Origin of the sequence: Comamonas sp. B21-038 (genome assembly GCF_022387135.1) — a bacterium.
In the GTDB taxonomy this organism is placed as follows: Bacteria; Pseudomonadota; Gammaproteobacteria; order Burkholderiales; family Burkholderiaceae_C; genus Comamonas; species Comamonas sediminis.
Genome location: NZ_CP092462.1, coordinates 890,815 through 914,844, shown reverse-complemented (window position 1 = coordinate 914,844; position 24,030 = coordinate 890,815). Strand labels below are relative to the sequence as shown.

19 protein-coding genes and 1 riboswitch are annotated in these 24,030 nt (G+C 64.2%); of the genes, 10 read left to right on the top strand and 9 right to left on the bottom strand.

Features of this window, described 5'->3' with window-relative positions:
- Positions 1-101: 101 nt before the first annotated feature.
- Entirely contained in the window at positions 102-1,385 is a 1,284-nt protein-coding gene (locus tag MJ205_RS04190; RefSeq protein WP_239811320.1) for an MFS transporter, read from the top strand.
- 26 nt (positions 1,386-1,411) lie between these two features.
- Here the strand turns inward: MJ205_RS04190 and MJ205_RS04185 are convergent, their stop codons facing one another.
- The 4 genes from MJ205_RS04185 to MJ205_RS04170 form a co-directional block, all read right to left on the bottom strand.
- Positions 1,412-2,395 (bottom strand): tripartite tricarboxylate transporter substrate binding protein, encoded by a 984-nt coding sequence (locus tag MJ205_RS04185; protein WP_239811319.1) that lies wholly within the window; start codon positions 2,393-2,395, stop codon positions 1,412-1,414.
- A gap of 36 nt (positions 2,396-2,431) precedes the next feature.
- Positions 2,432-3,619: an alpha-hydroxy acid oxidase gene (locus MJ205_RS04180; protein WP_239811318.1), complete on the bottom strand. Its 1,188-nt coding sequence runs from the start codon at positions 3,617-3,619 to the stop codon at positions 2,432-2,434.
- Positions 3,620-3,718: 99 nt separating this feature from the next.
- Positions 3,719-4,624, bottom strand: coding sequence for a LysR substrate-binding domain-containing protein (locus tag MJ205_RS04175; protein ID WP_239811317.1), 906 nt, complete (start codon positions 4,622-4,624; stop codon positions 3,719-3,721).
- Between the two features lies 1 nt (position 4,625).
- Positions 4,626-5,555: a LysR family transcriptional regulator gene (locus tag MJ205_RS04170; RefSeq protein ID WP_239811316.1), complete on the bottom strand. Its 930-nt coding sequence runs from the start codon at positions 5,553-5,555 to the stop codon at positions 4,626-4,628.
- Positions 5,556-5,653: 98 nt separating this feature from the next.
- Between MJ205_RS04170 and tam the strand changes: the two genes are divergently transcribed.
- Positions 5,654-6,415 (top strand): trans-aconitate 2-methyltransferase, encoded by a 762-nt coding sequence (gene tam / locus MJ205_RS04165; protein WP_239811315.1) that lies wholly within the window; start codon positions 5,654-5,656, stop codon positions 6,413-6,415.
- A 179-nt stretch (positions 6,416-6,594) separates the two neighbouring features.
- Here the strand turns inward: tam and MJ205_RS04160 are convergent, their stop codons facing one another.
- Positions 6,595-7,302: a riboflavin synthase subunit alpha gene (locus tag MJ205_RS04160; RefSeq protein ID WP_239811314.1), complete on the bottom strand. Its 708-nt coding sequence runs from the start codon at positions 7,300-7,302 to the stop codon at positions 6,595-6,597.
- Between the two features lie 120 nt (positions 7,303-7,422).
- A complete protein-coding gene (gene pmbA / locus MJ205_RS04155) occupies positions 7,423-8,823 on the bottom strand; it encodes a metalloprotease PmbA (RefSeq protein WP_239811313.1) in 1,401 nt (466 codons plus the stop codon).
- Positions 8,824-8,903: 80 nt separating this feature from the next.
- On the opposite strand from pmbA, the gene yjgA reads away from it, so the two are divergent.
- From yjgA to MJ205_RS04130, 5 genes are all read left to right on the top strand, one after another.
- Entirely contained in the window at positions 8,904-9,590 is a 687-nt protein-coding gene (yjgA, locus tag MJ205_RS04150; RefSeq protein WP_239811312.1) for a ribosome biogenesis factor YjgA, read from the top strand.
- Positions 9,591-9,612: 22 nt separating this feature from the next.
- Positions 9,613-10,209: a molybdopterin adenylyltransferase gene (gene mog, locus MJ205_RS04145; RefSeq protein WP_239811311.1), complete on the top strand. Its 597-nt coding sequence runs from the start codon at positions 9,613-9,615 to the stop codon at positions 10,207-10,209.
- A gap of 295 nt (positions 10,210-10,504) precedes the next feature.
- Entirely contained in the window at positions 10,505-11,713 is a 1,209-nt protein-coding gene (locus MJ205_RS04140; RefSeq protein WP_239811310.1) for a multidrug effflux MFS transporter, read from the top strand.
- Positions 11,714-11,802: 89 nt separating this feature from the next.
- Positions 11,803-13,002: an RpiR family transcriptional regulator gene (locus MJ205_RS04135; protein WP_239811309.1), complete on the top strand. Its 1,200-nt coding sequence runs from the start codon at positions 11,803-11,805 to the stop codon at positions 13,000-13,002.
- Positions 13,003-13,006: 4 nt separating this feature from the next.
- The gene (locus tag MJ205_RS04130) at positions 13,007-13,819 is read left to right on the top strand and encodes a GSU2403 family nucleotidyltransferase fold protein (RefSeq protein WP_239811308.1); all 813 of its coding nucleotides are present in this window, start codon (positions 13,007-13,009) and stop codon (positions 13,817-13,819) included.
- A 104-nt stretch (positions 13,820-13,923) separates the two neighbouring features.
- Here the strand turns inward: MJ205_RS04130 and MJ205_RS04125 are convergent, their stop codons facing one another.
- The gene (locus MJ205_RS04125; RefSeq protein WP_239811307.1) at positions 13,924-17,079 is read right to left on the bottom strand and encodes an IPTL-CTERM sorting domain-containing protein; all 3,156 of its coding nucleotides are present in this window, start codon (positions 17,077-17,079) and stop codon (positions 13,924-13,926) included.
- 316 nt (positions 17,080-17,395) lie between these two features.
- Between MJ205_RS04125 and MJ205_RS04120 the strand changes: the two genes are divergently transcribed.
- A complete protein-coding gene (locus MJ205_RS04120; protein ID WP_239811306.1) occupies positions 17,396-18,616 on the top strand; it encodes an ABC transporter substrate-binding protein in 1,221 nt (406 codons plus the stop codon).
- A 163-nt stretch (positions 18,617-18,779) separates the two neighbouring features.
- Positions 18,780-19,463 (top strand): YitT family protein, encoded by a 684-nt coding sequence (locus MJ205_RS04115; protein ID WP_239811305.1) that lies wholly within the window; start codon positions 18,780-18,782, stop codon positions 19,461-19,463.
- Positions 19,464-19,481: 18 nt separating this feature from the next.
- On the opposite strand, the gene MJ205_RS04110 is transcribed toward MJ205_RS04115, so the two are convergent.
- Positions 19,482-20,147 carry a nitroreductase gene (locus MJ205_RS04110; RefSeq protein ID WP_239811304.1) on the bottom strand — a complete coding sequence of 222 codons (666 nt, stop codon included), beginning with the start codon at positions 20,145-20,147 and terminating at the stop codon, positions 19,482-19,484.
- A gap of 140 nt (positions 20,148-20,287) precedes the next feature.
- Complete coding sequence (thiC, locus tag MJ205_RS04105) at positions 20,288-22,222, bottom strand: phosphomethylpyrimidine synthase ThiC (RefSeq protein WP_239811303.1); 1,935 nt, start codon at positions 22,220-22,222, stop codon at positions 20,288-20,290.
- A 269-nt stretch (positions 22,223-22,491) separates the two neighbouring features.
- Positions 22,492-22,613: riboswitch (TPP riboswitch) on the bottom strand.
- 187 nt (positions 22,614-22,800) lie between these two features.
- Between thiC and MJ205_RS04100 the strand changes: the two genes are divergently transcribed.
- Positions 22,801-24,024, top strand: coding sequence for an ABC transporter substrate-binding protein (locus MJ205_RS04100; protein WP_239812660.1), 1,224 nt, complete (start codon positions 22,801-22,803; stop codon positions 24,022-24,024).
- Positions 24,025-24,030 lie beyond the last annotated feature (6 nt).

Genomic DNA, 24,030 nt, shown 5'->3' with positions numbered 1-24,030 from the left:
CCGCTCGCCCCGCTTGCCGTTCCTGCGCGCCGGCCTATCATCGGCCCTACTACATCCTTGTTGCGCAGGCCTTTTGACGAGCGCCTCGCGGCCACCGCGTCATGACAGCGCTCCCCACCTCTCTGCCTCCGGGCCCCACCCCACCGTCCGGCCTGTATTTCGGCTGGGTGATCGTCGCCGCTTCCACCATCCTCACCTTGCTGACGGTGGGCATGCGCATGGGGATCGGACCCTTCATCGTGCCGCTGTCGCAGGACCTGGGCTTCAGCCGCAGCCTGCTGTCTTCCATCGTCGCGTTTGGCATGTTGTGCTACGGACTGGGCATGCCGCTGGCCGGCTGGCTGGTGGCGCGCCAGGGCACGCGGCGGGTGCTGCTGCTGGGCACCGTGATCGTGGTGCTGTCCTGCATCTGGGCCGTCAACGCCCGCACGCCCTGGCTGTTCTTCTGGTCCTATGGCGTGGCGCTGTCGCTGGGCCTGGCCTTTACCAGCCCGGTGGCGGTCACGCCGATGATCAGCAGCTGGTTCACGCGCCAGCGCGGCATGGCGCTGTTCTTTCTGTCCACCGGCTCCATGGCGGGCATTGCAGTGATGACGCCGGTCTTCACCTTCACCATTGCGCGCTGGGGCTGGCAGCACACCTTGCTGGGCTTTGCGCTGGTGTTTGCGCTGATCGTCAGCGCGATGGCGCTGTGGATTGTGCGTGATGACGCGCCCGAGCACACCGACCTGACGCCCGCCGAGCAAGCCGCCCGCCAGGAGCGCCTGCGCGCCATGGCCGGCCAGCCCGCCGCGCCCTCGCTGCGCTTTGCCCAGGCAGTGGCCACCGCGCCCTTCTGGCAGATCTTTCTGGGGCTGTTCGCCTGCGGCTTCAGCATGAACCTGCTGGGCACCCATGGCGTACCCATGCTGATGGACCATGGCTTTGATGCCGGCAGCAGTGCCGGCGGCATTGGCCTGATCGGCCTGGTCGCCATCTTCAGCACCTTGGGCCTGGGCAAGCTGTCGGACATGGTGCCGCGCCGCTACATCCTGGCCGTCATCTACCTGGTGCGGGGCCTGGGCTTTGTCGGGCTGGTGGCCGTCATCCACCATTGGCAACTCTATGCCGTGGCCGCGCTGGGCGGCATTGTCTGGGCCGGCTCGATCGCCGCATCGTCGGCCATCCTGGGCGATCTCTACGGCATCAAGCTGGTCGGCATGCTCTACGGCTGCGCCTACCTGGGCCACCAGATTGGCGCGATGATCAGCAGCTGGCTGGGCGGCTGGGCCTACGAGCAGTTCGGCACCCACTGGATCGCCTTTGGCGCCGCCGCAGCGCTGCTGGTGCTGGCCGCCGGCGTATCGCTGCTGCTGCCCGCGCGTCTGGCATCCAGCGCGCGCTAAGAACCTGTTCCAAGGCAGCCTGGGTCTCAGTCGATCTTCAGGCGGGTGGCCTGCGCCACCTCGCCCCAGCGCTTGATCTCGCTGTTGAAGAAGCGCTGAAAACTGGCGGGTGAATTGGGCGCTGGCGGCAGCATGAAGCCATTGCTCTGGTACTTGGCCCGCACATCGGGGTTGGCATTCAGCGCGCGGTTGATGGCCTTGTTGACGGTCTCCACCACCTGGGCAGGCGTGCCAGCTGGCGCAAACACGCCAAACCAGGCGGCGACCTCAAAGCCGGGCACCCCGGACTCGGCCACGGTCGGAATGTCCGACGCAAAATCGACGCGTTCTGCGGTCGTCACCGCCAGGCCCTTGAGCTTGCCGGCACGGATCTGCGCCAGCAGCGGCGGCAGGTTGTCCATCATCGAGTCCACCTGCCCGCCCAGCAGATCCGACACCGCCGGGCCGCTGCCCCGGTAAGGCACATGCAGGATGCTGGTGCCTGTCTTGAGCTTGAACAGCTCGCAACCCAGATGGGCCGAAGAACCACTGCCCGGCGATGCGCAGGTCAGCTTGTCCGGATGTTGCTTGCCATAGGCGATGTACTCGGCCACCGAGTTGACCGGCAGCTTGGCGCTCACAGCCAGGATATTGGGCACCACGTTGAGCTGGGCGACCGGCACCAGGTCCTTGCCGGCATCAAAGGCCAGCTTGGTGTAGAGGCCCTGGTTGATCGCCGTCGAGATGGATCCGACAAACAGCGTGTAGCCATCGGCGGGCGCGCGCACCACATACTCGGCACCGATATTGCTGTTGGCGCCCGGGCGGTTTTCGACGATGAAGGACTGGCTTAGGTCCTTGCCCAGCGCATCGGCGATCAGCCGCGCGCCAATGTCGGTGGCGCCGCCGGGGGCATAGCCCACGACCAGTTTCACGGGCTTGCCGGGGTAGCCCGTGCCTTGGGCCTGTGCGGCGGGCAACAGCGCCCATGCGGCAGCCACGGCCAGCGCGGCCTTGCTCAGTGTCATCATTTTTTTGTCTCCTTGATTGCAAATAGGTGCAGCGCTTTAGCGCTGACTGGGGGGCAGCGAAAAATCGCCCTGGATGCGCAGACAGTCCGCCGTCAGCTCCTGCGGGCGGTTGATGCCCAGCAGCGCCAGGTTGGTCATCAGCTCCTGGCGGAACAGCTGCACGGCATGGGCAATGCCCGCCTCGCCCGCTACCGCCGCGCCAAACAGCTGCGGCCGGCCGGTAAAGACCAAGTCGGCGCCCAGCGCCATCGCCTTGAGCACATCGCTGCCCCGGCGAAAGCCGCCGTCGATGAACACCGGATAGCCGGCAGGCACGGCCTGCCGAATCTCGGGCAGCGCCTGCAACGGCGAGATGCAGGCATCGAGCTGGCGCCCGCCATGGGTGGAGACGATGACCGCATCGGCGCCATGGGCCACGGCAAGTCGGGCATCTTCCGGGTGCATGAGGCCCTTGAGCACCAGCTTGCCCTTCCAGGCCGCGCGGATCTGGTCTATGCAGTCCCAGTCGAGCTGGTCGCGCTCGCCCCGAAAGCCATGGGGCGGGTCGGCGGTGATGGCCGGCCCTGCCTCATGGGCCAGGTTGGCAAAGCGGGGCACGCCCTGGCTCAACACGGTGCGCAAAAACACATCGCAGCTCCAGCGCGGGTGGCGCAGGCCGTCGAGCAACAAGGTCCAGCTGGGGCGAAACGGCACGGTAAAGCGCAGGCGCTGCAGGTTCTCGCGGTTAGCGCCCACGCAGGTGTCGATGGTGACCACCAGCACGGGGATCTGGGCACGTTCCAGGCGCTGCAGCAGCGGCAGGATGCGCGCCATATTGCCCGGCAGGTAGGCCTGGTACCAGCAGCGCTGGTCATGCGCGCTTTGCAGCTGTTCCAACGGCACGGTCGATGCGCCGCTGATGATGAAGGGCAGCGACTGCGCCTGCGCCACCTTGGCCAGCGCCGCGTCGCAGTCCTTCATCACGATGGCGGCAAAGCCGGTGGGCGCAAAGCCCATCGGCATCGCATAAGTCTGGCCCCACAAGGTGGTGGCCGTGCTGCGCTGGGCCACATGGCGCAGGCCGCGTGGCACAAAGCCCAGGCGCGAGAAAGCCTGCAGGCTTTGCTGCAGCGAGACGCCGTCTTCCGTGCCGCCGCAGACATAGCCGCGCACACAGGCGGGCAAGCGTTTGCGGGCAGCACGCTCCAGGTCGGCAATCGAGAGGTAGTGGTGCAGCGCGGCCATGTGCGCGGTCTCCGTGGTTATTGTTTTTCCAACCACGCATTGTTGACAGCCGCCCGGCCCGGGGCAAACGAAATTAAATGATCGGGCTATTCCAAAATTTCATGCGGATGGCGGGCTGGCATGCGCCTGTGCCAGCACCCAATCGACAAAATGGCGGATCTTGGGCAAGGCCGCGCAGGGGCTGGCATGGGCCACGTAGTAGGCGCCGTCGCTGGGCTGCACAAAGGGCCAGGGCTGCACCAGGCGGCCCTGGGCGAGCGCCTGCTCGGCAAACATGCGCGGCATGATGGCCAAGCCAATGCCCTCTTGTGCGGCCTGCAGGCACATCGAGAACGTGTCAAAACGCGGGCCCCGGTAGGCATCGGCCGGCACAAAGCCCTGGCAGGCAAACCAGTCGCGCCAGATCTCGGGCCGAAACGAGCACTGGACCATGGGCAACTGCTCCAACTCAGCGAGCGAGGCCAGGCCCTGGGCAGGCAGGATCTCCGGCGCGCACACCACTGCCACATCGGCCTCGAACAGGCGGTGGCAGTCCGCGCCTGGCAGGCTGCCTTCGCCATAGAACAGCGAGATATCGATGCGCGACTGCATCAGGTCAAAAGGCCGGGCATCGCCCTTGGTGACGACCTGGATATGCGGGTAGGCCTGCAGAAACAGCCGCAGGCGCGGCACCAGCCAGGTGATGCCAAAGGTGGGCTGCACGGCAATCGTCAGGGTTTCGTCCGCCTCGCCGTAGCCCATCACATAGCGGGCCGAGGCATCGACCTGGTTCAGGATGCTGCGCACTTCGCCCAGGTACATGCGCCCGGCCGGGGTGAGCGACAGCCCGCGCGCCGAGCGGTGGAACAGCGCCTGGCAGACGGTGGCTTCCAGCTGCGCAATCTGTTTGCTGATGGCGCTCTGGGTCAAGAACAAATCCTGGGCCGCCAAGGTAAAGCTCATGTGGCGCGCCACGGCCTCAAAGCACTGCAGGGCCGTCATCGACGGCATGATACGTTTTTGCATGTCAGGCGCCCCCCTTGCGCGGCCGCTGCAGCGCCAGCTGCTGGTCCAGAATGCCGCCCAGGTGCTGGAGCAGCACGCGGGCCTGCGCCTCGGGGCGGCGCTGGCTGACCAGGATCAGCGGCGCCACCAGGCCGGGCGCACCGCTCAGCCGCCGGTAGGCCAGCCCATCGCTGCGCAGGTGCTGCAGGGAGGCCGGCACGACGCTCAGGCCCAGGCCGGCGGCTACCAGGCTCAGCGTGGCAGTCAGGCGCGGGGCCTCTTGCACCACCTGCGGATGAAAGCCCGCGCCCACGCAGGCAGCGACGATGCCATCGTGCAGGCCCGGGCCCGCTGGCCGCCGGTACAGCACCAGCGGTTGGCCCCGCAATTGCACCAGTGGCAAGGGGCGGCGCGACTGCATCAGTGCATGGCCCAGCGGCCCGGCCACGACCATCGGCTCGCTCAGCACATGCCGGCTGCTGAGGCTGGGCTGCGCCTCCCAAGCCGAGCGCACCAGCGCCGCATGCAGGCGCTGCGCCAGCAGGCCGTCCAGCAGCTCGCCCGATCCCGCCTCCTCCAACGTGACCTTCACGCGCGGCCACTGTGCCCTAAAGGCCCGCAGCACCTGTGCCACCAAGGGGTGCAGCGCTGCCGAGCTGGTAAAGCCAATGGCCACATGGCCGCGCCCGCCCTGGGCGGCATCCTGCACCAGGCCGGCCATGGCCTCCACCCGGGCCAGCACCATGCGCGCCTCCTGCACCAGCGCCAGACCGGCGGCGGTGGGCCGCATGCCTCTGGGCAGCCGCTCCATCAAGGGTGTACCCATCTCGGCCTCCAACTGCTGCAACAGGCGCGTCAGCGGTGGCTGCTGCATACCCAGTTGCTGGGCAGCGCGGGTCAGGTTGCCACACTCGGCAATGCAGACCAGGGCCCGCAGCTGTCTCAACTCCATCAAGCAATACCTCAAAAGTATGGTTGTGGTTTTTATAGCGTATTTGTCAGCATGGGTAAAGCGCACTACAGTGCCTGGCAAGACAGAAGGAGAACCCCATGACCTGGTCCGCCCAGCAGTACAGCCAGTTTGAAGCCGAACGCACCCGCCCCGTGCGTGATCTGGTAGCCGCCATTCCGAACACCGAGGTGCAGACTGCCATCGACCTGGGCTGCGGCCCTGGCAACTCCACCGAAGTGCTGCAGGCGCGCTACCCCGATGCGGCAGTGACGGGGCTGGACAATGACGAAGACATGCTGCGCGCTGCACGCGAGCGCCTGCCGCAGACGCCGTTTGCGCTGGCCGATATTGGTAACTGGCAGGCCGCACCGGCCGTGGATGTGATTCTGGCCAATGCCAGCCTGCAGTGGCTGCCCGACCATGCCCGCCTCTACCCGCAATTGCTGCAGCAACTGCGCGCTGGCGGCAGCCTGGCGGTGCAGACACCCGACAATCTGCAAGAGCCCGCCCATGTGCTGGCGCGGGAGGTAGCCGCGCAAGGCCCCTGGGCTTCGCGCATCGGCGCGGTGCGTCACCCTGATCGGCATAACCTTGACTGGTACTACGCGCTGCTGCAGCCGCTGTGCAGCCGGGTCGATGCCTGGCGCACCACCTATATGCACCCACTGGCCAACCACGAGGCGGTGGTCGAATGGTTCAAGGGCTCGGCGCTGCGGCCGTTCCTGGCGCAGCTCGATGCACAGGAGAAGACGCAGTACCTGGCCGACTACCTGGCCGCCATCCGCCAGGCCTACCCGGCGTTGCCCAGCGGCACGGTGCTGCTGCCCTTCCCCCGGATCTTTATCGTCGCCACCCGCTAGGGATCCTCTGCACAACTCCCTGCCGTGGTCTGAACGCGGTCTCGGGCGATCCGCTGCGTTGTCTTCCTTGTCAATAGCTACGGCTATTCACTGCAAAAGACGCCTTGCGTCTCCTCCCGATCCGCGTCCATCCGATTGGGCGAGGGTCATGCAGAGGACCCCTGTCCACGCCTTGGCCATCAAGCCTTGGGCAGTTGCGGCGGTGTGACCAGGTCTTCCAGGCTCAGGCCCTTTTCGCGCAGCAGCGCTTCGAGCAGGGGCTTAAGCTTGCCCAGGCTCTCGTCCACTGCCTCGCGCACGGTGTCCACCACCACCTGGGTGCTGCGCTCGATCTCGATGTTCAGGCGGTCACCGGCGCGCTTGTCGCCAAACACGGTCATGCGCAGCGTCTCGGGGATGAGCCAGACCTCGAACCAGCCTTCCTGGCGGTTGACCTCGGCAACAGTCAGGCTGGCGCCATTGATGGCGATATAGCCCTTGGCGAATACATAGCGGCGAAAGGCCTGGGGCACTGCGACCCGCATCACATGGTTGTTGTCGAACTGGCGCACCTGCACCAAGGTGCCGGTAAAGTCCACATGGCCCGACAGCGGGTGGCCGCCAATCTCGGCGCCATCCTTGGCCGCGCGCTCCACATTCACTGGCGAGCCGAGTTCCAGCCCGCCCAGGGTGGTGATGTTCAGGCTCTGCTGCATCACATCAAAGCGCGCGTGCGTGGGGTCCAGCAGCTCGGTCACCGTCAGGCATACGCCGTCGTGCGACACACTGGCCCCTATCGCCAGGGCATCGCAAAAGCCATCGGGAAAGGCCACGGTAAAGCTCCGCAGCCCCGGTTGGTCGTCAATCGCGCTGATGCGCGCCACTGCCTGAATAATGCCGGTAAACACAGCCCACTCCTTACAGTGCCGGCCCGCTTTGGCCAGCTGCTCAGTCAAAAAATAAAACCCGCCCGCCGCCCCTGGATTGGATGGCTCTGAGCGGGCTGGATGCTATTGAGCGGCGAGGGATCAGGACCCTGCCACCTTCATGCGGTTGATCAGGATACTGCCCAAGGTCTTGGAGCCGGCGTTGTAGGCATCGGCGCCCACGGCCTCGATTCCCTTGAACATGTCCTTGAGGTTGCCGGCGATCGTGATCTCTTCGACCGGAAAGGCGATCTGGCCGTTTTCCACCCAGAAACCACTGGCGCCACGCGAATAATCGCCGGTGACCGGGTTCACGCCCTGGCCCATCAGCTCGATGACGAACAGACCCGTGCCCAGCTTTTGCAGCATGGCGTTGAGGTCGTCCGATGGGCGGGTCTTGGTCGAGTAGAAATGCAGGTTGTGGGCGCCGCCGGCATTGCCGGTGGTGCGCATGCTCAGCTTGCGGGCCGAATAGGTGGACAGGAAATAGCCGGCCACCTTGCCGTCTTCGATCACCGAACGCTTGGACACGCGCACGCCTTCGTCGTCATAAGGCGCACTGCCCTTGCCGCCGATGATGAAGGGGTCTTCGACCAGCTGGATGTGCTTGGGGAACACCTTCTTGCCCAGCGAATGCAGCAAAAAGGAGCTGCGGCGGTAGAGCGCGCCGCCGCTGATGGCCTGCACCAGCGAGCCCATCAGGCCGGCGGCCAGCGGGGCATCGAACAGCACCGGGCATTCGGTCGTGGCAATCTTGCGGGCGCCCAGGCGCGAGAGTGCGCGCTCGGCAGCATACCGGCCTACCACGGCAGGATCGGCCAGGTCGCTGGCGCGGCGCATGCTGCTGTACCAGGCATCGCGCTGCATGTCGGCGCCCTTGCCGGCAATCGGTGCCACCGACAGGCTGTGGCGCGAGCTGGCATAACCGCCGGCAAAACCGTTGGTGTGGGCGCTGTAGAAATGGCTTTGCTGGGCCGACACACCGGCGCCTTCGCTGTTGGTGATGCGCTTGTCGGTGGCAAAGGCCGCCGCCTCGCACTGCAGGGCCAATTGGGCCGCCGCTTCGCTGTCAATGGCCCAAGGATGGAATAGCTCCAGTTCGCGGTGCTCGGCTGCTGGCACAATATCGGCTGCGTCGGGCAGACCTGCGATAGGGTCCTCGGCGGTGAAGCGTGCAATGTCATAGGCCGCCTGCACGGTGCGCTGCACTGCTTCGGCAGAGAAGTCGGACGTGCTGGCATTGCCACGGCGCTTGCCCAGATACACCGTCACTCCCAGTGATTTGTCCCGGTTGCGCTCCACCGTCTCCAGCTCGCCCTTGCGCACACTCACCGACAGACCTGAGCCTTCGGAGGCATCGGCCCCGGCATCGGTCGCACCGAGTTTTTTGGCATGCGAGAGCGCCTGCTCGACGAGATCTTTGAAAAATGCGCGGCTGTAGCTGAAGCCGGACTCAGCCTTGGCATCGCCTTGGCTGTTGGAGCTGGATACGGATTTATTCATACTGCCCGCTATGATACTGATAACCGCCATCGCCCAGGCACTGCGCCGGGCGATGGCCTTTTGAACAAAAGCATTTAACCATGTCACGCAAACCCAAAAAAGGCTATTTCGTTCGCGGCAAGTTCGTGGCCGAAGGCAGCGAGCTCGATATCGAACTCAAGGCCGAGCTCAAAGGCACCACCGAGTCGAGCAAGTCCGACCTGAAAAAGGAAATGGATGACCTGCAAGACCTGGGCAAAGAGCTGCTGACCTTGCGCAGCGACCTCTTCAAGCGCCTGGAATTGCCTGAAATCCTGGCCAACGCGCTGGCCGAGGCCAAGCGCATCACCAATTTCGAAGGCAAGCGCCGCCAGATGCAGTACATCGGCAAGCTGATGCGCAAGCTCGAAGACAGCGAAATCGCCGCGATCAAGGCGGCCCTGTCCGAGCAAAAGGAAGGCTCCAGCCTGGAAAAGGCCCTGCTGCATGCCGCCGAGCAGTGGCGCGACCGCATGATCGTCAGCGACGATGCGGTGGCCCAGTGGATCAACGAAGCCCCCGATACCGACATCCAGCAACTGCGCTCCCTGGTGCGCCAGGCCCGCAAGGACATGCCAGGCGCCCACGAGGCCCATGTGCAGGAATCCACCGGCCAGGCACCCCGCAAGGGCCGTGCCTACCGCGAGCTGTTCCAGCTGGTGCGTGACCATGTGATGGCCGCCCACAGCGCCAGCCGCAGCAGCACGAGCGCCGCCGAAGACGGCGACGACGACGATGACCAGGCCTGATGGCAGCGCAACAGGGCAAGCGATGAGCAGCACCTACGACACCGTCAAGATTGGCCTCGTGTCCATCAGCGACCGCGCCAGCACCGGCGTTTACGAAGACAAGGGCCTGCCTGCCTTGCAGGACTGGCTGGGCCGCGCGCTGCGCAACCCGTTGCAGTACGAGACGCGCTTGATCGCCGACGATCAGGCGCTGATCAGCCAGACCCTCATCGAGCTGGTGGACCTTGGCTGCGCGCTGGTGCTGACCACTGGCGGCACCGGCCCTGCACCGCGCGATGTGACGCCCGAAGCAACTCTGGCCATCGCAGACAAGGTGATGCCCGGCTTTGGCGAACAGATGCGCCAGATCAGCCTGCAGTTTGTACCGACCGCGATTCTGTCGCGCCAGGTGGCCGTCATCCGGGGCAGCAGCCTGGTCATCAACCTGCCCGGCCAGCCCAAGGCGATTGCCCAGACCCTGGAAGGCCTGAAGGACGCCGAAGGCCAGCAGCAGGTGCCGGGCATCTTTGCCGCGGTACCCTACTGCGTGGATCTGATCGGCGGCCCCTATCTGCAGACCGACGAAGCCGTTTGCAAGGCATTTCGCCCCAAGGGCGCCGAGCGGCCCAGCACGAGCTAGGCGTTCGACACCGCTGATAACCGCCCAGAGCGTGAAATGTGTACACAGTTTCGCGCTCTTTGCATTGCGGGCAGCCAATGTCCCAGCGCGTTTTGGCGGCGCCCGCGGTTGGCACAGGCAGCGGCAATTTTTGGTTAAATGCCTGCTTGCCGCCTAGCCTCAGCCATCTTCAGAGGGGCGGTGGTTCTTCATTTCGGCGCCCTCGCCCCACCCGCTTCTTCCTCCATCCAAGCCATAGGCCCGCAGGGCCAAGCAGCGCTTGGTGTCGCGGCCCGGGCAGCGCGCCCAGCGTCCCATGCAAAAGTCACCCGTTACGCTCACCCTGCTGTTTGCCCTGTGCACCATGATTGGTCCGCTGGGCATCGATACCTACCTGCCTTCCTTCCATGCCATCGGGCAGGAGTTTGGCGCCTCACCCATTGCAGTTCAGCAAACCCTGAGCGTCTACGTGTTTGCGATGGCCAGCACCATGCTGTTCTACGGCACACTCAGCGATACCTTCGGCCGCCGCCGCGTGTTGATGGTCTCGGCCATCGGCTACGGCATCACCTCGCTGGCAGCGGCCTTTGCCGGCTCGATTGAATCGCTGGTGCTGATGCGCCTGGTGCAGGGCCTGTGCGCCGGCTCGGGCATGGTCATCGTGCGCGCGATGGTGCAAGACCAGCACCAGGGTGCCGAGGCGCAGCGCATGATGGCGCTGGTGATGATGGTGTTTGGCCTGGCCCCTGCGCTGGCGCCCGTGCTGGGCGGCTGGCTGCAAAGCCATGGCGGCTGGCGCTACAGCTTCTATTTCCTGTCGGGCTTTGGCGTCTTGCTGGCGCTGCTGATCTGGCGCCAGTTGCCCGAAACCCTGCCGCCCGAGCGCCGCACGCCGCTGAAGCTGCGCATCATTGCCGGCAACTACCTGCAGGCACTGCGCAACCGCAAGTTCCGCACCATGCTGATCGGCCTGGCGCTGATGGCCGGTGCCAACTCGATCTACATCAGCTCAGCCGCCGAGTTTGTGATGACCATCCTCGGCATGGACGAAACCGCGCTGGGCTGGCTGTTCATCCCATTGATCGCCGGCACCATGCTGGGCTCGGCCATCTCCAGCGTGTTTGCCCGCCGCATTCCGCCCGCCGTGCAAAAGCGCATCGGCTACGCCTGCCTGCTGGTCGCCTGCGCCTGCAACCTGCTCTACAACAGCCTGACCCAGCAGCCCACCGTCCCCTGGGCCGTCCTGCCCATCACGCTCTACACCTTTGGCATCTCGCAGCTGATGCCCATCCTGACGCTGGAAGCCATGGGCCAGTTCCCCCAGATGCGCGGCCTGGCTTCTTCGTTGCAGGGCTTTAGCCAGATGATGGTCTTCACCATCATCTCCGGCCTCGTGGCGCCCCAGCTCTTCCACAGCGGCCTGCTGCTGGCGCTGGGCCTGGCGGTGACGGTGCTGCTGGGGATGGCGGTGTTTGCCTGGGCATCGCGCATGCCGGATGCGCGGGGGGTGGGACAGGTGGCTTGAGGGTTCGAAACCCAAGGATGGCGCCGCAGCGACATCTGTCCAGGCTGCAACTATAGATGGTCGGGTACCCAAAATGGCCATTTAATAACATGGCCTTGATTGACAACATGGCCATGTTAAATAAAATGGCCATGTTAGGAGCAGCCATCATGCCAAAAAACTCTTCCGTTGCCCCCACCGGATCGCGTGCTGAGCAGCATGTGGCTGAGATCTTCCAGTCTCAGGGTTGGGCGGTGGAAATGCCACCTGCAGAGTCACCATACGCGCATTTGGTGGTTCGACACGGCACTGCGCGCTTCATCATAGAAGTCAAGGCGCTGTCCGAAAGCCGCCCAGACCGCGTGTTGCCCCTGCTGTCGATGGCCATTTTGCAGGCCAGAGAGGCGGCTGAGCGCTCCAGCGGCGCTAGCCCCCTGGCGGTCATATGGGTGCCCGAGGCACCCCTATCGCTGATCAACCATGTGCAGGCGTTTGCGCAGCGTTTTGCCAACGATACGCCGGTAGGCATTGTCTCTGCAAGGGGTGAGCGCTATTTCAGTGCGGAGGCATTACAGCCACTGAATCATCTGCCCGAAGAGCCCCGCAAAGGACGCTTACCCCGTCCTGCACCGACTATCAATCTGTTCTCCGATCTGAACCAGTGGATGCTAAAGCTGCTGCTGGCATGGGAGCTGCCTGACGGCCTTCTCAATGCCCCCAGAAGAAGGTTCAAAAGCGGCTCCGAGCTTGCAGAATGCGCCCAGGTGTCTGCCATGAGCGCATCCCGGTTCCTGCAACAGCTGCGTAACGAGGGCTACCTGAGCGACTCCTCGGTGCACCTGAAGCTGGTTCGCTGTGAGGAGCTTTTCAGCCGCTGGAGCGCTGCTGCCATGCGGCCCAGTTCAGAGATTCCTTGCCGCTTTCTTCTGCGACTGCCGGCCGATCAGCAAATTCGAAGTCTGCTCAGCAAACATACAGACTACGCTTGTCTGGGGTTGTTTGCTGCAGCGGATGCACTAGACATTGGGCATGTCAGTGGCGTCCCGCCCTACATCTACGTCAACAAGGCTCCAGACCTGGAAGCTCCGGCATGGGCTGGGCTGATGGCTTTCCCCTCGGAGCGGCCAGATGTGATACTCCGACAAACCGCTTTTCCGCAATCCACCTTCAGAGCTGCGGTGAACCAGGATGGAGTCTTGGTCGCAGATATATTCCAGGTTTGGTTGGATGTTAAAAACCATCCCACAAGGGGTGCTGAACAGGCCCAGCTGATCTACGACAAGTACTTACGGCCACTCACTGGGAGCTGATTGAATGAATGACCTTGAAGCGTTCGCAAAGTTGGTCCAGGCACTGGAGCCATGGCGGCAGCAACTGGTCATCATTGGCGGCTGGGGCCACCGCCTGCACAGATGGGACTCCCGGGCGAATTTGCCTGACTATCAGCCGGTTTCGACAAGAGACACCGACCTGGCCTTTGCCAACAAGGCGCCTATCGAGGGCGACATCAAGCAAGCGCTTGCGCAGCAGGGGTTCAAAGAAAATTTGAGCGGCGACCATCGACCACCAGCGGCACATTACACACTCGGAGATGAGTCCAACGGCTTTTATGCAGAGTTTCTAACGCCTCTGCAGGGCAGCGGTAGAAAACGAAACGGGGAAACCGATGCGACGATGGAGAAAGCCGGCATCTCCGCGCAGAAGATCCGCCACCTGGACATTCTGCTGATCGATCCATGGAGTATCAGTCTCCATCAGGGAAACGGATTTCCGCTGCCTCGGCGAATGGATGTACTGGTGGCCCATCCGTTGTGCTTCATGGTGCAAAAGCTCCTGATCCAAAAAAATCGCAGCGCGGGCAAACGCGCCCAGGACGTTCTGTATATCTACGACACCATCGAGCTCTTCGCCGCTCTGCTGGAAGAGTTCAATGCGCACTGGACATCTCGCATTGCGCCAGCCCTGGGCAACCAGGCGGAGGAAGTGCAGACGCTCAGCCTGCAATCGTTTGCCCAAGTCAACGACATGGTCCGCAACGCTGCCCAGATTCCGGTAGACAGAAAGCTGTCACCCGAGCAAATCCAGGCTACTTGCAGCTATGCCTTTGCCCAGATACTTCGCGCCTAGTGTTGAGGCAGATAAGTTGCGTACACGGACAAAGACAAAAAACCGCCAGGGCACCCTAAGGCACCACTGGCGGTCAACTACCTATCCAAGACTACAGCACTAGATCAAACCTGCCCCTCGCGCTTGCGGCGCCAGGCCAGCAGCCCCAGGCCGCCCGACAGCAGCGCGAGTGCTGCATGGCCCAAGGTAGGCACGGGGGTGGCGGTAGCGCCAGGGGAGCCAGGTGTGCCGGGGTCATCGGCCAGCACGGCCACACCGCCCGGATCGCGGATGACGCCGTTGGCCTGCAGATCGTCATCGCCGGTCTGGCCGTCGGTCAGGGTCAGGACCACCTTGTTGCCGCTGATGCTGGCATTCGGGTAGACATACCAGTGGGGCTGGTTGTTGTCGACGGTCTTGCCGTACTTGTAGTACTTGGCGTTGGCGGGCAAGGCTTGCGGGTAGGTCATCTCCACCGTGGCGCTCTGCCCTGCCTGGCCGCCGGTCAGCTGCAGGCTGACGACGCCAAACGGAAAGCTCACGCCGCTGGGCGCCGCTGCTGCAGGGCTCACGGCCACCGCTTGCGCGGCATCGAAGGCCCAGAGACCGGTGCCGCCGCCGCGCACGGTGGCTTGCATCTCGCCTTGCTTGCCGACAGGCGCCAAGGATGCGCTGGCGGGCTTGGCTTCAAAGTCAAAGCGTAGCTGGCATTGCGCGGAGATCGTGCCGGTGGTGTAGGCCGTTTGATCGGCATTCCACTGGCCTGCCGGGCAGCTGCTGTCTGCAGCCAGGCCCACCAGCTGGTAGCCGGGTTGGGGCACGACCGCGCAGGTGCTGGTCTGGCCGGGCACCGCGCTGCTGCAGCTCACCTGGCCGGCTGCCGGTGCATTGGGGGTGCCTACCACGCCGTCGCTGCCGTCGCCCACCACCAGGGTCACCGGTTGGCCAATGATCACGTAGCTGTAGGTGGCATCCATCTGGTGGCGGTAGCCGGGCATGACGATGGCGGTGCCGGCACTGCTGAAGCTGAGCGCCCCATTGCTACCGGGTACCGCGGTCGCAGTGCCGCCCAGGTAGACCAGCTCCGTGGCAACGGCATCGCGCTGTGCGCGCAGTTGGGTGGTCAGGGTCACACCCAGGCTCAGTGGCACATTCAAAGCCAGCGCAGCAGTTTGCGGCTTGGCTGCGATCTCGACCGGGAAGTTGCTGGCCAGGTAGGCATCGTTAGTGGTGATGCCATGGGTTCCCCAGCTGTAGTACTTGTAGAAGGTGGCCGGGTCGTTCACCGTCCAGGGCCAGAAGGTCACGCCACGGTGCTTGGCCGCTTCCATCGTGCTTTGGCGAATGGCGCCGTAGCTGGGATTGAAGGTGGAGGAGTTGGCCTGTGTGGCCTCCAGCACATTGCGCACGCTGGCGGGCACATCGGCGCTGTCGGCGATGCTGTTGAGGAAGCCCCCCGTCAGCTCGGGCATCTGCTCGCCGCTGCGCTTGAGCTGGTCGGCAATGAAAGAGATGGCCACCGACTGGTCCGCCACGCCCTCTTCGGCCATTTCCTTCTTGAGCTGGGCAATGATGCGCGGGTTGCTGCTCTTGAGCTCGATCACATGGGTGATGGGATCGTTCTTGAACGCCTGGAAGTACTCACGCATCGTGGGCACCTGGTAGCCCTTGGTCTTGCTGGCAAGGGCCTTGACCTGTGCCAGGGTCATGCTCTCGATGGTGCCCGTGCCATTGGTGGTGCGGTCCACGGTGTCGTCGTGCATGATGACCAGGTGGTCGTCGGTGGTGATGTAGATGTCGTTCTCCACGGCATCGGCTCCCACCGCCACCGCCGCCTTGGCGCTCTCCAGCGTGTTCTCGTCCTCGCGGCTGGGCATGCCCCGGTGGCCGATCACCAGCGGCTTGCGCAGCAAGGTGTTGGCAGGCAGCTTGCGCAGCACCTCGGCATAGGCCGCGCTGTTGGCAGAGACGACACCGTTGACACCGCTGACCAGCACCTTCGCCGCTTGCTCAGGGGTTGCAGCCTCGGCATTGGTCCACACCGTGATCAGCAGGCGCTGCAGATGGGCCACAAACGCGCGGTCGGTCAGGCGCTCGGGCAGGATGGCGATCTTGGCGCCTGCCCGGTTGGTATCGCCCACAATGGTCAGCAGATCGGCCTTGGACGTGGTCAGGTTGCGCTCGCTGAAATCCACCGCAGTGCGCAGCTTGGGCAACGCGGCACGGGCTTGCTTGAGCAGCGCCACATCGCTGGACAACAAGGTCAGGTCGGCCAGATTATGCACCTGGTCGGAGAAGGTCACCAACGCGTTCAAGGTGGCCTCGTCCTGGATGCGCAGCAGCGGGATGGTATTGCGCTTGGGCTGGGCAAAATAGGCGGCGAGCGTGCCCACGTCGGCCCCGCTGGCATCGCGCAGATGGAGGCTGCTGTCCAGCGTCCACAGTGCATTGCTGGCGCCGCTGCCGTCCAGCGATTGCAGGCCTTCTGCGGCCTGCACGAGGGTAGGTGCCATTGCAGCAGGGCTGCCAGCGTCCTGCACCACCACGGGCATGTCCAACTCGGGCAGCGGCGTGATCTGCTCGGTCACCTTGATGCTCTTGACGCGCATGATCAGGCCTGCGGTCTGCATGCCGATTCCGCCCTTGGCCAGGTCTGCGCTCAGCAGGGCATCGTGCAACAAGACGCCATCGAGGTATTGGCGCACACGCTTGCCATGCACCACCACGCTGGCGACGTAGGTCTTGGTGGCACTGATGGCCTCGGTATAGGGCTTGGTGCCTTGCACCGACCAACCACCGCCACTGCGGTACGCAAACTCCGTGCCGTTGTTGGCAGTGGCGGTCTGGCGGATCGCGAACTGGTAGTAGGGCTCATGTGCCGGCGTGGCACTGGACGGCGACGTGCGGTACATCACGCTGCCCCAACGGGCCGAGTTGTTCGGCTGCTCGAAGCTGAACGCCATGTCCACACGGTAGTTGGAGAGGTTCTCGAACTCCGCAGGCAGAAGCACGGCAGTCATCGCAGTGCTGTCCGCCTTGCCATTGATCAGCAGATTGCCGGTGCTGGCCTCGATGGAGGCCGTGCCCTTGTTCCATGCAGCGGTGCGCCAGCCCGCAGGCAGGGTGGTCGCAGCCGTGTCGTTGAAGACATGCTCGACGTAGACCTGGCCCTGGGGATCGGCAGCAGCCAGCTTGGCTTCCAGCGCCTGGCGTGCGGGGGTATGGGTGGCCTGGTCGGCCGCTCGCGTAGTGTGTGTCGTGAGGATCAGCAAAGAGGCCATGGCGGCCACAAGGGGTAAGCGTCGCATAGGGTTCCCAAAAGAAAGGCGGAAGTGTTGCAACTGCAGGTGACAGCCTGATGAAAAAACTTGACTTCCCCTCTGCATCTGAGCGTGTCTCCTGGGCCAAAATCTCTGTTTGTTATTTGGAATTTGTTTTTATTTATCTATTTATTAAATGCGCTTCGGCGCCACAGGCTCGGTAACGTGGGTGACAAACGCCGTGTGCTTGGGCGGTTTGCCCGCTGTCGCCCGGAAGCATCTGCTCTTAGCATGGGCTTTGCTGAACTCAGGCAAGCCACATAACAAAGGAGTCAACATGCCCCAGCCCTTTTCCCAGCACCGCCGCGTACATGCTTTCAGCGCCTGCGCGCTGGCTTGCAGCGCCATTGCCGGCGTTGCCCATGCACAGGCACCCGCCCCCGTGCGCCTGGGTTTTCTGACCGATATGTCCAGCCAGTATTCGGACGGCGATGGCAAGGGCGGTGTGACCGCCATCCAGATGGCCATCGAGGACTTTGGCGGCAAGCTGCTGGGCCGGCCGATCGAGCTGCTGTCAGCCGACCACCAGAACAAGGCCGATATCGCCTCGACCAAGTCGCGCGAATGGGTCGACACCCAGGATGTGCAGCTGCTGATTGCCGGCACCAACACCGCGACAGCGCTGGCCATGGGCCAGGTGGCCAATGAGAAAAAACGCGTGCTGCTGATCAACGGCGCCTACTCCTCGAACCTGACGGGCAGCCAGTGCTCGCCGTACTGGGTGCACTACAACAGCGACACGACGGCCATTGCGCGCGGCACGGGCCGGGCGGTGTCCGAGCAAGGCGCCAAGACTTGGGCGCTGCTGGTGGCCGATTACACCTTTGGCCACACCTTGGAGGCCGATGTGACCCAGGTGGTGCAGGCCCAGGGCGGCCAGATCGTCAAATCGGTGCGTGCGCCTTTCCACGCGAATGATTTCTCGTCCTACCTGGTGCAGGTGCAGGCCAGCAAGGCCGAGATCCTGGGCCTGGCCAATGCGGGTGGCGACTTCATGAACTCGCTCAAGGCCGCGCGGGAGTTTGGCGTCACGCCCAAGATGAAGCCGGTGGCGCTGATGGTGTTCGCCAACGAGGTCGAGAGCCTGGGCCTCAAGCTCGCCGGTGGCCTGATGTTCACCGACAGCTGGTACTGGGACCGCTCGCCCGAAGCCCGTGCCTGGACCGACCGCTACTACGCCCGCACCAAGAAGATGCCCACCTCGCTGCAGGCTTCCGACTACTCCTCGGCGATGAGCTACTTCAAGGCCGTGGAAAAGGCGCAGAGCCTGGATGCCGACAAGGTGATGCAGACCCTCAAATCGATGCCGCTGAACGACATGTTCGGCAAGGGCAAGATCGAGCCCAACGGCCGCTATGTGCACGACATGTACCTGCTGCAGGTCAAGACGCCCGAAGAGTCCAAGGGCAAGCATGACGCGTTCAAGCTGATCAAGGCACTGCCGGGCGAGACGCTGTTTGCCAGCAAACAAGAGGCCCAGTGCCCAATCTGGAAGTGAGCCTCTGAACCGGGGAGGCAGCCCGCAGCCGGGCTGCGCCAATCCTTGGCAAGGTCTGAGGGATAAGGGTTAGCCCTATATTGCAGGGCTATCTCGCCTTTGCCAGGGCATGGGGCGCATGCACGGCGCCCAAGCTGGCAGGACTCTTGCTTGCCCTTTCCCCATGACCCGATACCGCCTCTCCGCCAGCGCAGGCTTTGCGCGCGTGACCCAACTGACCTCCGGCAAATTCCGCTGGGCACTCAAGACCGGCTCCTCCGGCCATTCCTGGCTGGAGGATGGCATCGCGATGGCGGTCGGCATCTTGCTGATCTCCACCGCCTTGGTGCTGTATAAAAGCGCGGGGCTGCTGACGGGCGGCATTGCCGGTATTGCGCTGCTGGGGCACTACGCCACCGGCACGGATCTGGGCCTGCTGTTCTTCTGCCTGAACCTGCCCTTCTACTGGCTGGCGGCCAAGCGCATGGGCACCGCCTTCGTGGTCAAGACCTTTATCGCGGTGGTGGTCACGTCCTGGCTCACCGGGCTGCTGCCGGCGCTGCTGTCCATCGCTTATGTGTCCCAGCCACTGGCGGCCATTCTCGGCGGTGTGCTGCTGGGCACGGGCTTTCTGATTCTGTTCCGCCACCGGGTCAGCCTGGGCGGCTTCGGCATTCTGGCGCTCTACCTGCAGGAGCGCCGTGGCTGGTCCGCCGGCAAGGTGCAGATGGGGCTGGACTGCACCATTGTGGCCTTTGCGCTGTGGCTGGTGCCGGCCGTGTCGGTCGCCTGGTCGATTGCCGGGGCGGTGATCCTGAACCTGATCGTGGCGATGAACCACCGCAAGGACCGCTATATCGCGGTCTGATCCCTTGGTTGTAAAGCCTTAGTCAAACCCGCGCATCTGCGCCCAGTCGCCAAAGGGCGCGCGGTCGGCACGCAGGCTGTTGATCGGCGCAGACGGGTCTTCGTACCCCAGCGCAATACCATAGGCCACCTTGTAAGGCTCAGGGGCCTTGAGCACCCGCTCCACGGTGTCACCATAGCGGCGCCAGTAGCCCTGGGCACAGGTGGCCAGGCCGCGCTCGGTGGCCAGCAGCATCAGGGACTGCAGGTAAATGCCCAGGTCCACCCACTGCGCATAGCCCATGCGCTCGTCGGCAAACACCAGCAGACCCACCGGGGCACCAAAGAAACGGCCATTCTTGGCCAGCTGCTCCAGGCGCGCGGCCTTGTCCTCGCGCGGAATGTCGATGGTCTTGTACAGGTCCTCGCCATTCTTGAAGCGGCGCGTGCGGTACGGCTCCCAGAGATTGGGCGGGTAGGTGTAGTTGTTGCCGCCCTCGGGCAGCGGCTGCGCATCCGCGATCGCATCGGTCAGCTCCTGCAAGGCATGGCCCGCCAGCGCCACCACCCGCCAGGGCTGCAGATTACCGCCCGATGCCGCCTGGGCCGCGTCGGCAATCAGGCTGTGTACTGCCTGGGCAGACGGTGCTTTGGGCAAAAAGGCGCGCACGGAGCGGCGCTCTTTCATGGCTTGCGTAACGTTCATGGCAAAGGGCTTTCTGGCGTGGAACGGGGCTGACACACTGCAGCCCGAAGTTTAGTGCAGCGCAGCAAACATCGCTGACACCGACGCGCCAATGCGGCCGCCGGGTGGCGGCCGCATCGTGCGTCAAGCGCTGCCTGCCCTTACCTGGCCGTGGTGTCGCTGGCGATCGGGATGTAGAAATCGCCCCCTGCCCGGTTGAACTCCGCGGCCTTGGCCTGCATGCCCAACGCAATGCCCTGCTCCTCGGCCACGCCCTGGTGCTTCGCAAACTCGCGCACCTCCTGCGTGATCTTCATCGAGCAGAACTTGGGCCCGCACATCGAGCAGAAATGCGCCACCTTGGCACTGTCCTTGGGCAGGGTTTCGTCATGGAAGGCGCGGGCCGTGTCCGGGTCCAGCCCCAGGTTGAACTGGTCCTCCCAGCGAAAATCGAAACGCGCCTGGCTCAATGCATCGTCACGCGCGCGCGCACCGGGGTGGCCCTTGGCCACATCGGCCGCATGCGCGGCAATCTTGTAGGCAATGATGCCCTGCTTGACGTCATCGCGGTCGGGCAGGCCCAGGTGCTCCTTCGGCGTCACATAGCAGAGCATGGCGGTGCCAAACCAGCCGATCATGGCCGCACCAATGGCACTGGCGATATGGTCGTAGCCCGGCGCGATGTCGATGGTCAGCGGGCCCAGGGTGTAGAACGGCGCCTCGTGGCAGTGCTTGAGCTGCTCGGTCATGTTCGCCTGGATCATGTGCATCGGCACATGGCCCGGGCCTTCGATCATGGTCTGCACATCGTGCTTCCAGGCCAGTTGGGTCAGCTCGCCCAGTGTGGCCAACTCGGCAAACTGGGCTTCGTCATTGGCGTCCGAGGCGCAGCCCGGGCGCAGGCCATCGCCCAGCGAAAAGCTCACGTCGTACTGCTTCATGATGTCGCAGATGTCTTCGAAATGTTCGTAGAGGAAGCTCTCGCGGTGGTGGGCCATGCACCACTTGGCCATGATGGAGCCGCCGCGCGAGACAATGCCGGTGCGGCGCTGGGCCGTCAGGTGGATATAGGCCAGGCGCACGCCGGCGTGGATCGTGAAATAGTCCACGCCCTGCTCGGCCTGCTCCACCAGCGTGTCGCGGAAGATCTCCCAGGTCAGGTCCTCGGCAATGCCGCCCACCTTCTCCAGCGCCTGGTAGATCGGCACGGTGCCAATGGGCACTGGCGAATTGCGCACAATCCAGTCGCGCGTGGTGTGGATGTTCTTGCCGGTGGACAGGTCCATCACATTGTCGGCCCCCCAGCGGATGGCCCAGACCAGTTTCTCGACCTCTTCCTCGATGCTGGAGGTCACCGCCGAGTTGCCGATGTTGGCATTGATCTTGACCTTGAAGTTGCGGCCAATGGCCATCGGCTCGATCTCGGGGTGGTTGATGTTGGCCGGGATGATGGCCCGGCCCCGCGCCACCTCGTCGCGCACAAATTCCGGCGTGATGATCTTGGGGATCGCCGCCCCCAGGCTGTTGCCCGCCAGGCGGGCCTCGCGCGCGGCATCGCGCTGGTACTCGGCCATCCATTCGCGGCGGCCGTTCTCGCGCAGCGCGACGTATTCCATCTCGGGGGTGATGATGCCCTTGCGTGCATAGTGCATCTGGGTCACGTTGGCGCCGCTCTTGGCGCGGCGCGGCTGGCGCTGCAGTGCGGCGGCCTCGGCACGCAGCTGGGCCACGCGCAGGTCTTCTTCGCCGCGCTTGCCGCCATCGTCGAGGGCCACACGCTGGCGCCCCACGTAGTATTCGCTGTCAGCACGCACGGCAATCCATTCGGCGCGCAGCGCGGGCAGGCCCTGGCGCACATCGATGGCCACGGCCGGGTCGGTGTAGGGCCCGGAGGTGTCGTAGACGCTGACCCGCTCCCCGTTGGTCAGTGCAATATCGCGCACCGGCACCTGCAGCTGCGGGTGGATGGCACCGGGCAGGTAGGATTTGGTCGACGCAGGAAAAGGCTGGCGCGATCGGGCCAGCAGTTCGCTAAAGCGGGCGGCATCGGGGGCATCACCGGTGGCGGGGATGAACAGGGACTCAGGGGCGTTCATGGCAGTCTCCTCAAAGCGGTTGATTTCATCGAACGCTCCGGGACGTGCCGGCCCTGCTCTGTTGCAACACGCCCATCGACTGCACCCCGGCCCGGCCGTGCTGTGCGTTGCGCCAGGGCCGCTGTGGGGTGGCCATGGCGGCACCTGTTGCGCGCTGACAGGTGCCGTCCCCAAAAAGACAAAACCCCAGTGCGCGAGGCGCCTGGGGTGTGCGTGGCGGAGGGCTGCAAGCGCGTGCCATGCAACGCTGCCTGCCTTCCACCGCTGTGCTTTCAGGGTCCCGCTCTTCTTCCGCCGGCATGAACCGGATCAAGTTCGTCGGGTTCGCTAATCAGCAGTCTTGCAACTGCCTTTCGCATCTCAGCGCTTTCGCACACCCCGGAGCTGCGAGCAGTATAGCCGGTTCGTGCGGCGCCTGCAGACGCGTTTTTGCCGCGCTCTGGTGCTTACCCCAGTAGGCGCGCGCGAAGCAGCCTGCAACCATCGGGGCGCAGCCGCCCACCGGTGCGCCGCACCTGACCGTCACGCTGTACGCCTGTCTATTTGAACAAGGAGACCTCCCGATGCAAGTTCCTGCAATGCCCTCTTTGCGTTCTGCCCGACCGCACCGGCGACGAGCGATTGCGGCCGCTGCCGCTGGCTGCGTGCTGGCCCTGCTCAGCCAAGGCGCGCTGGCGCAAGACAAGGTGCGGATCGGCTTCATCACCGACATGTCCAGCGTCTACGCCGATGTCGATGGCAAGGGCGGGGCCCTGGCCTTGCAGATGGCGATTGACGACTTTGGCGGCAAGCTGCTGGGCAAGCCGGTGGAGCTGATGGTGGCCGACCACCAGAACAAGGCCGACCTGGCCGCATCGAAGGCCCGCGAATGGTTCGACCAGCGCGATATGCAGATGCTGGTGGGCGGCACCACCTCCAGCACCGGCCTGGCGATGGCCAAGGTGGCCGAGGAGAAAAAGCGCCTCATCATCGTGAACGGCTCTGGCACCTCGGCGCTGACCAACGACCAGTGCAGCCCCTACACCGTGCACTACGCCTACGACACCGTGGCACTGGCCAAGGGCACGGGCGGCGCGATTGTGGGCCTGGGCGACAAGGACTGGTTCTTTCTGACGGCCGACTACGCCTTTGGCCATGCGCTGGAGGCAGATACCACCAAGGTCATCAAGGCCGCCGGCGGCCGCGTGGTGGGCGCCGTGCGCCACCCGATCAATGCCTCGGATTTCTCATCCTTCCTGCTGCAGGCGCAGAACTCCAAGGCGCAGATTCTGGCCATGGCCAACGCGGGCGGCGACACCATCAACACCATCAAGGCTGCGCGCGAGTTTGGTGTCACCAAGACCATGAAACTGGCTGGCCTGCTGCTGTTCAGCTCGGACATCCACAGCCTGGGGCTCAAGCAGACCGAAGGCCTGATGTTCACCGACAGCTGGCATTGGGATTTGAACCCCGAGAGCCGCAAGTTCTCGGACCGCTTCTTCGAGAAATTCAAGAAGATGCCGACCTCGCTGCAGGCGGCCGATTACTCGGCCATGATGACCTACCTGAAGACAGCGGACCGCATCAAGTCGACCGATTCGGACAAGGTGATGGCTGCGCTGAAGGCCGAGCCCCTGTCTGACTTCTACGCCAAGGGCGTTGTCCGCCCCGATGGCCGGTATGCGCATGAGATGTACCTGATGCAGGTGAAGACCCCGGCCGAATCCAAAGGCGCCTGGGATTATTTCAAGGTGCTCAAGACGCTCAGCCCCGATGAGGTCTGGACCACCAAGGCCGAAAGCACCTGCAAGCTCTGGAAGTAAATCTTC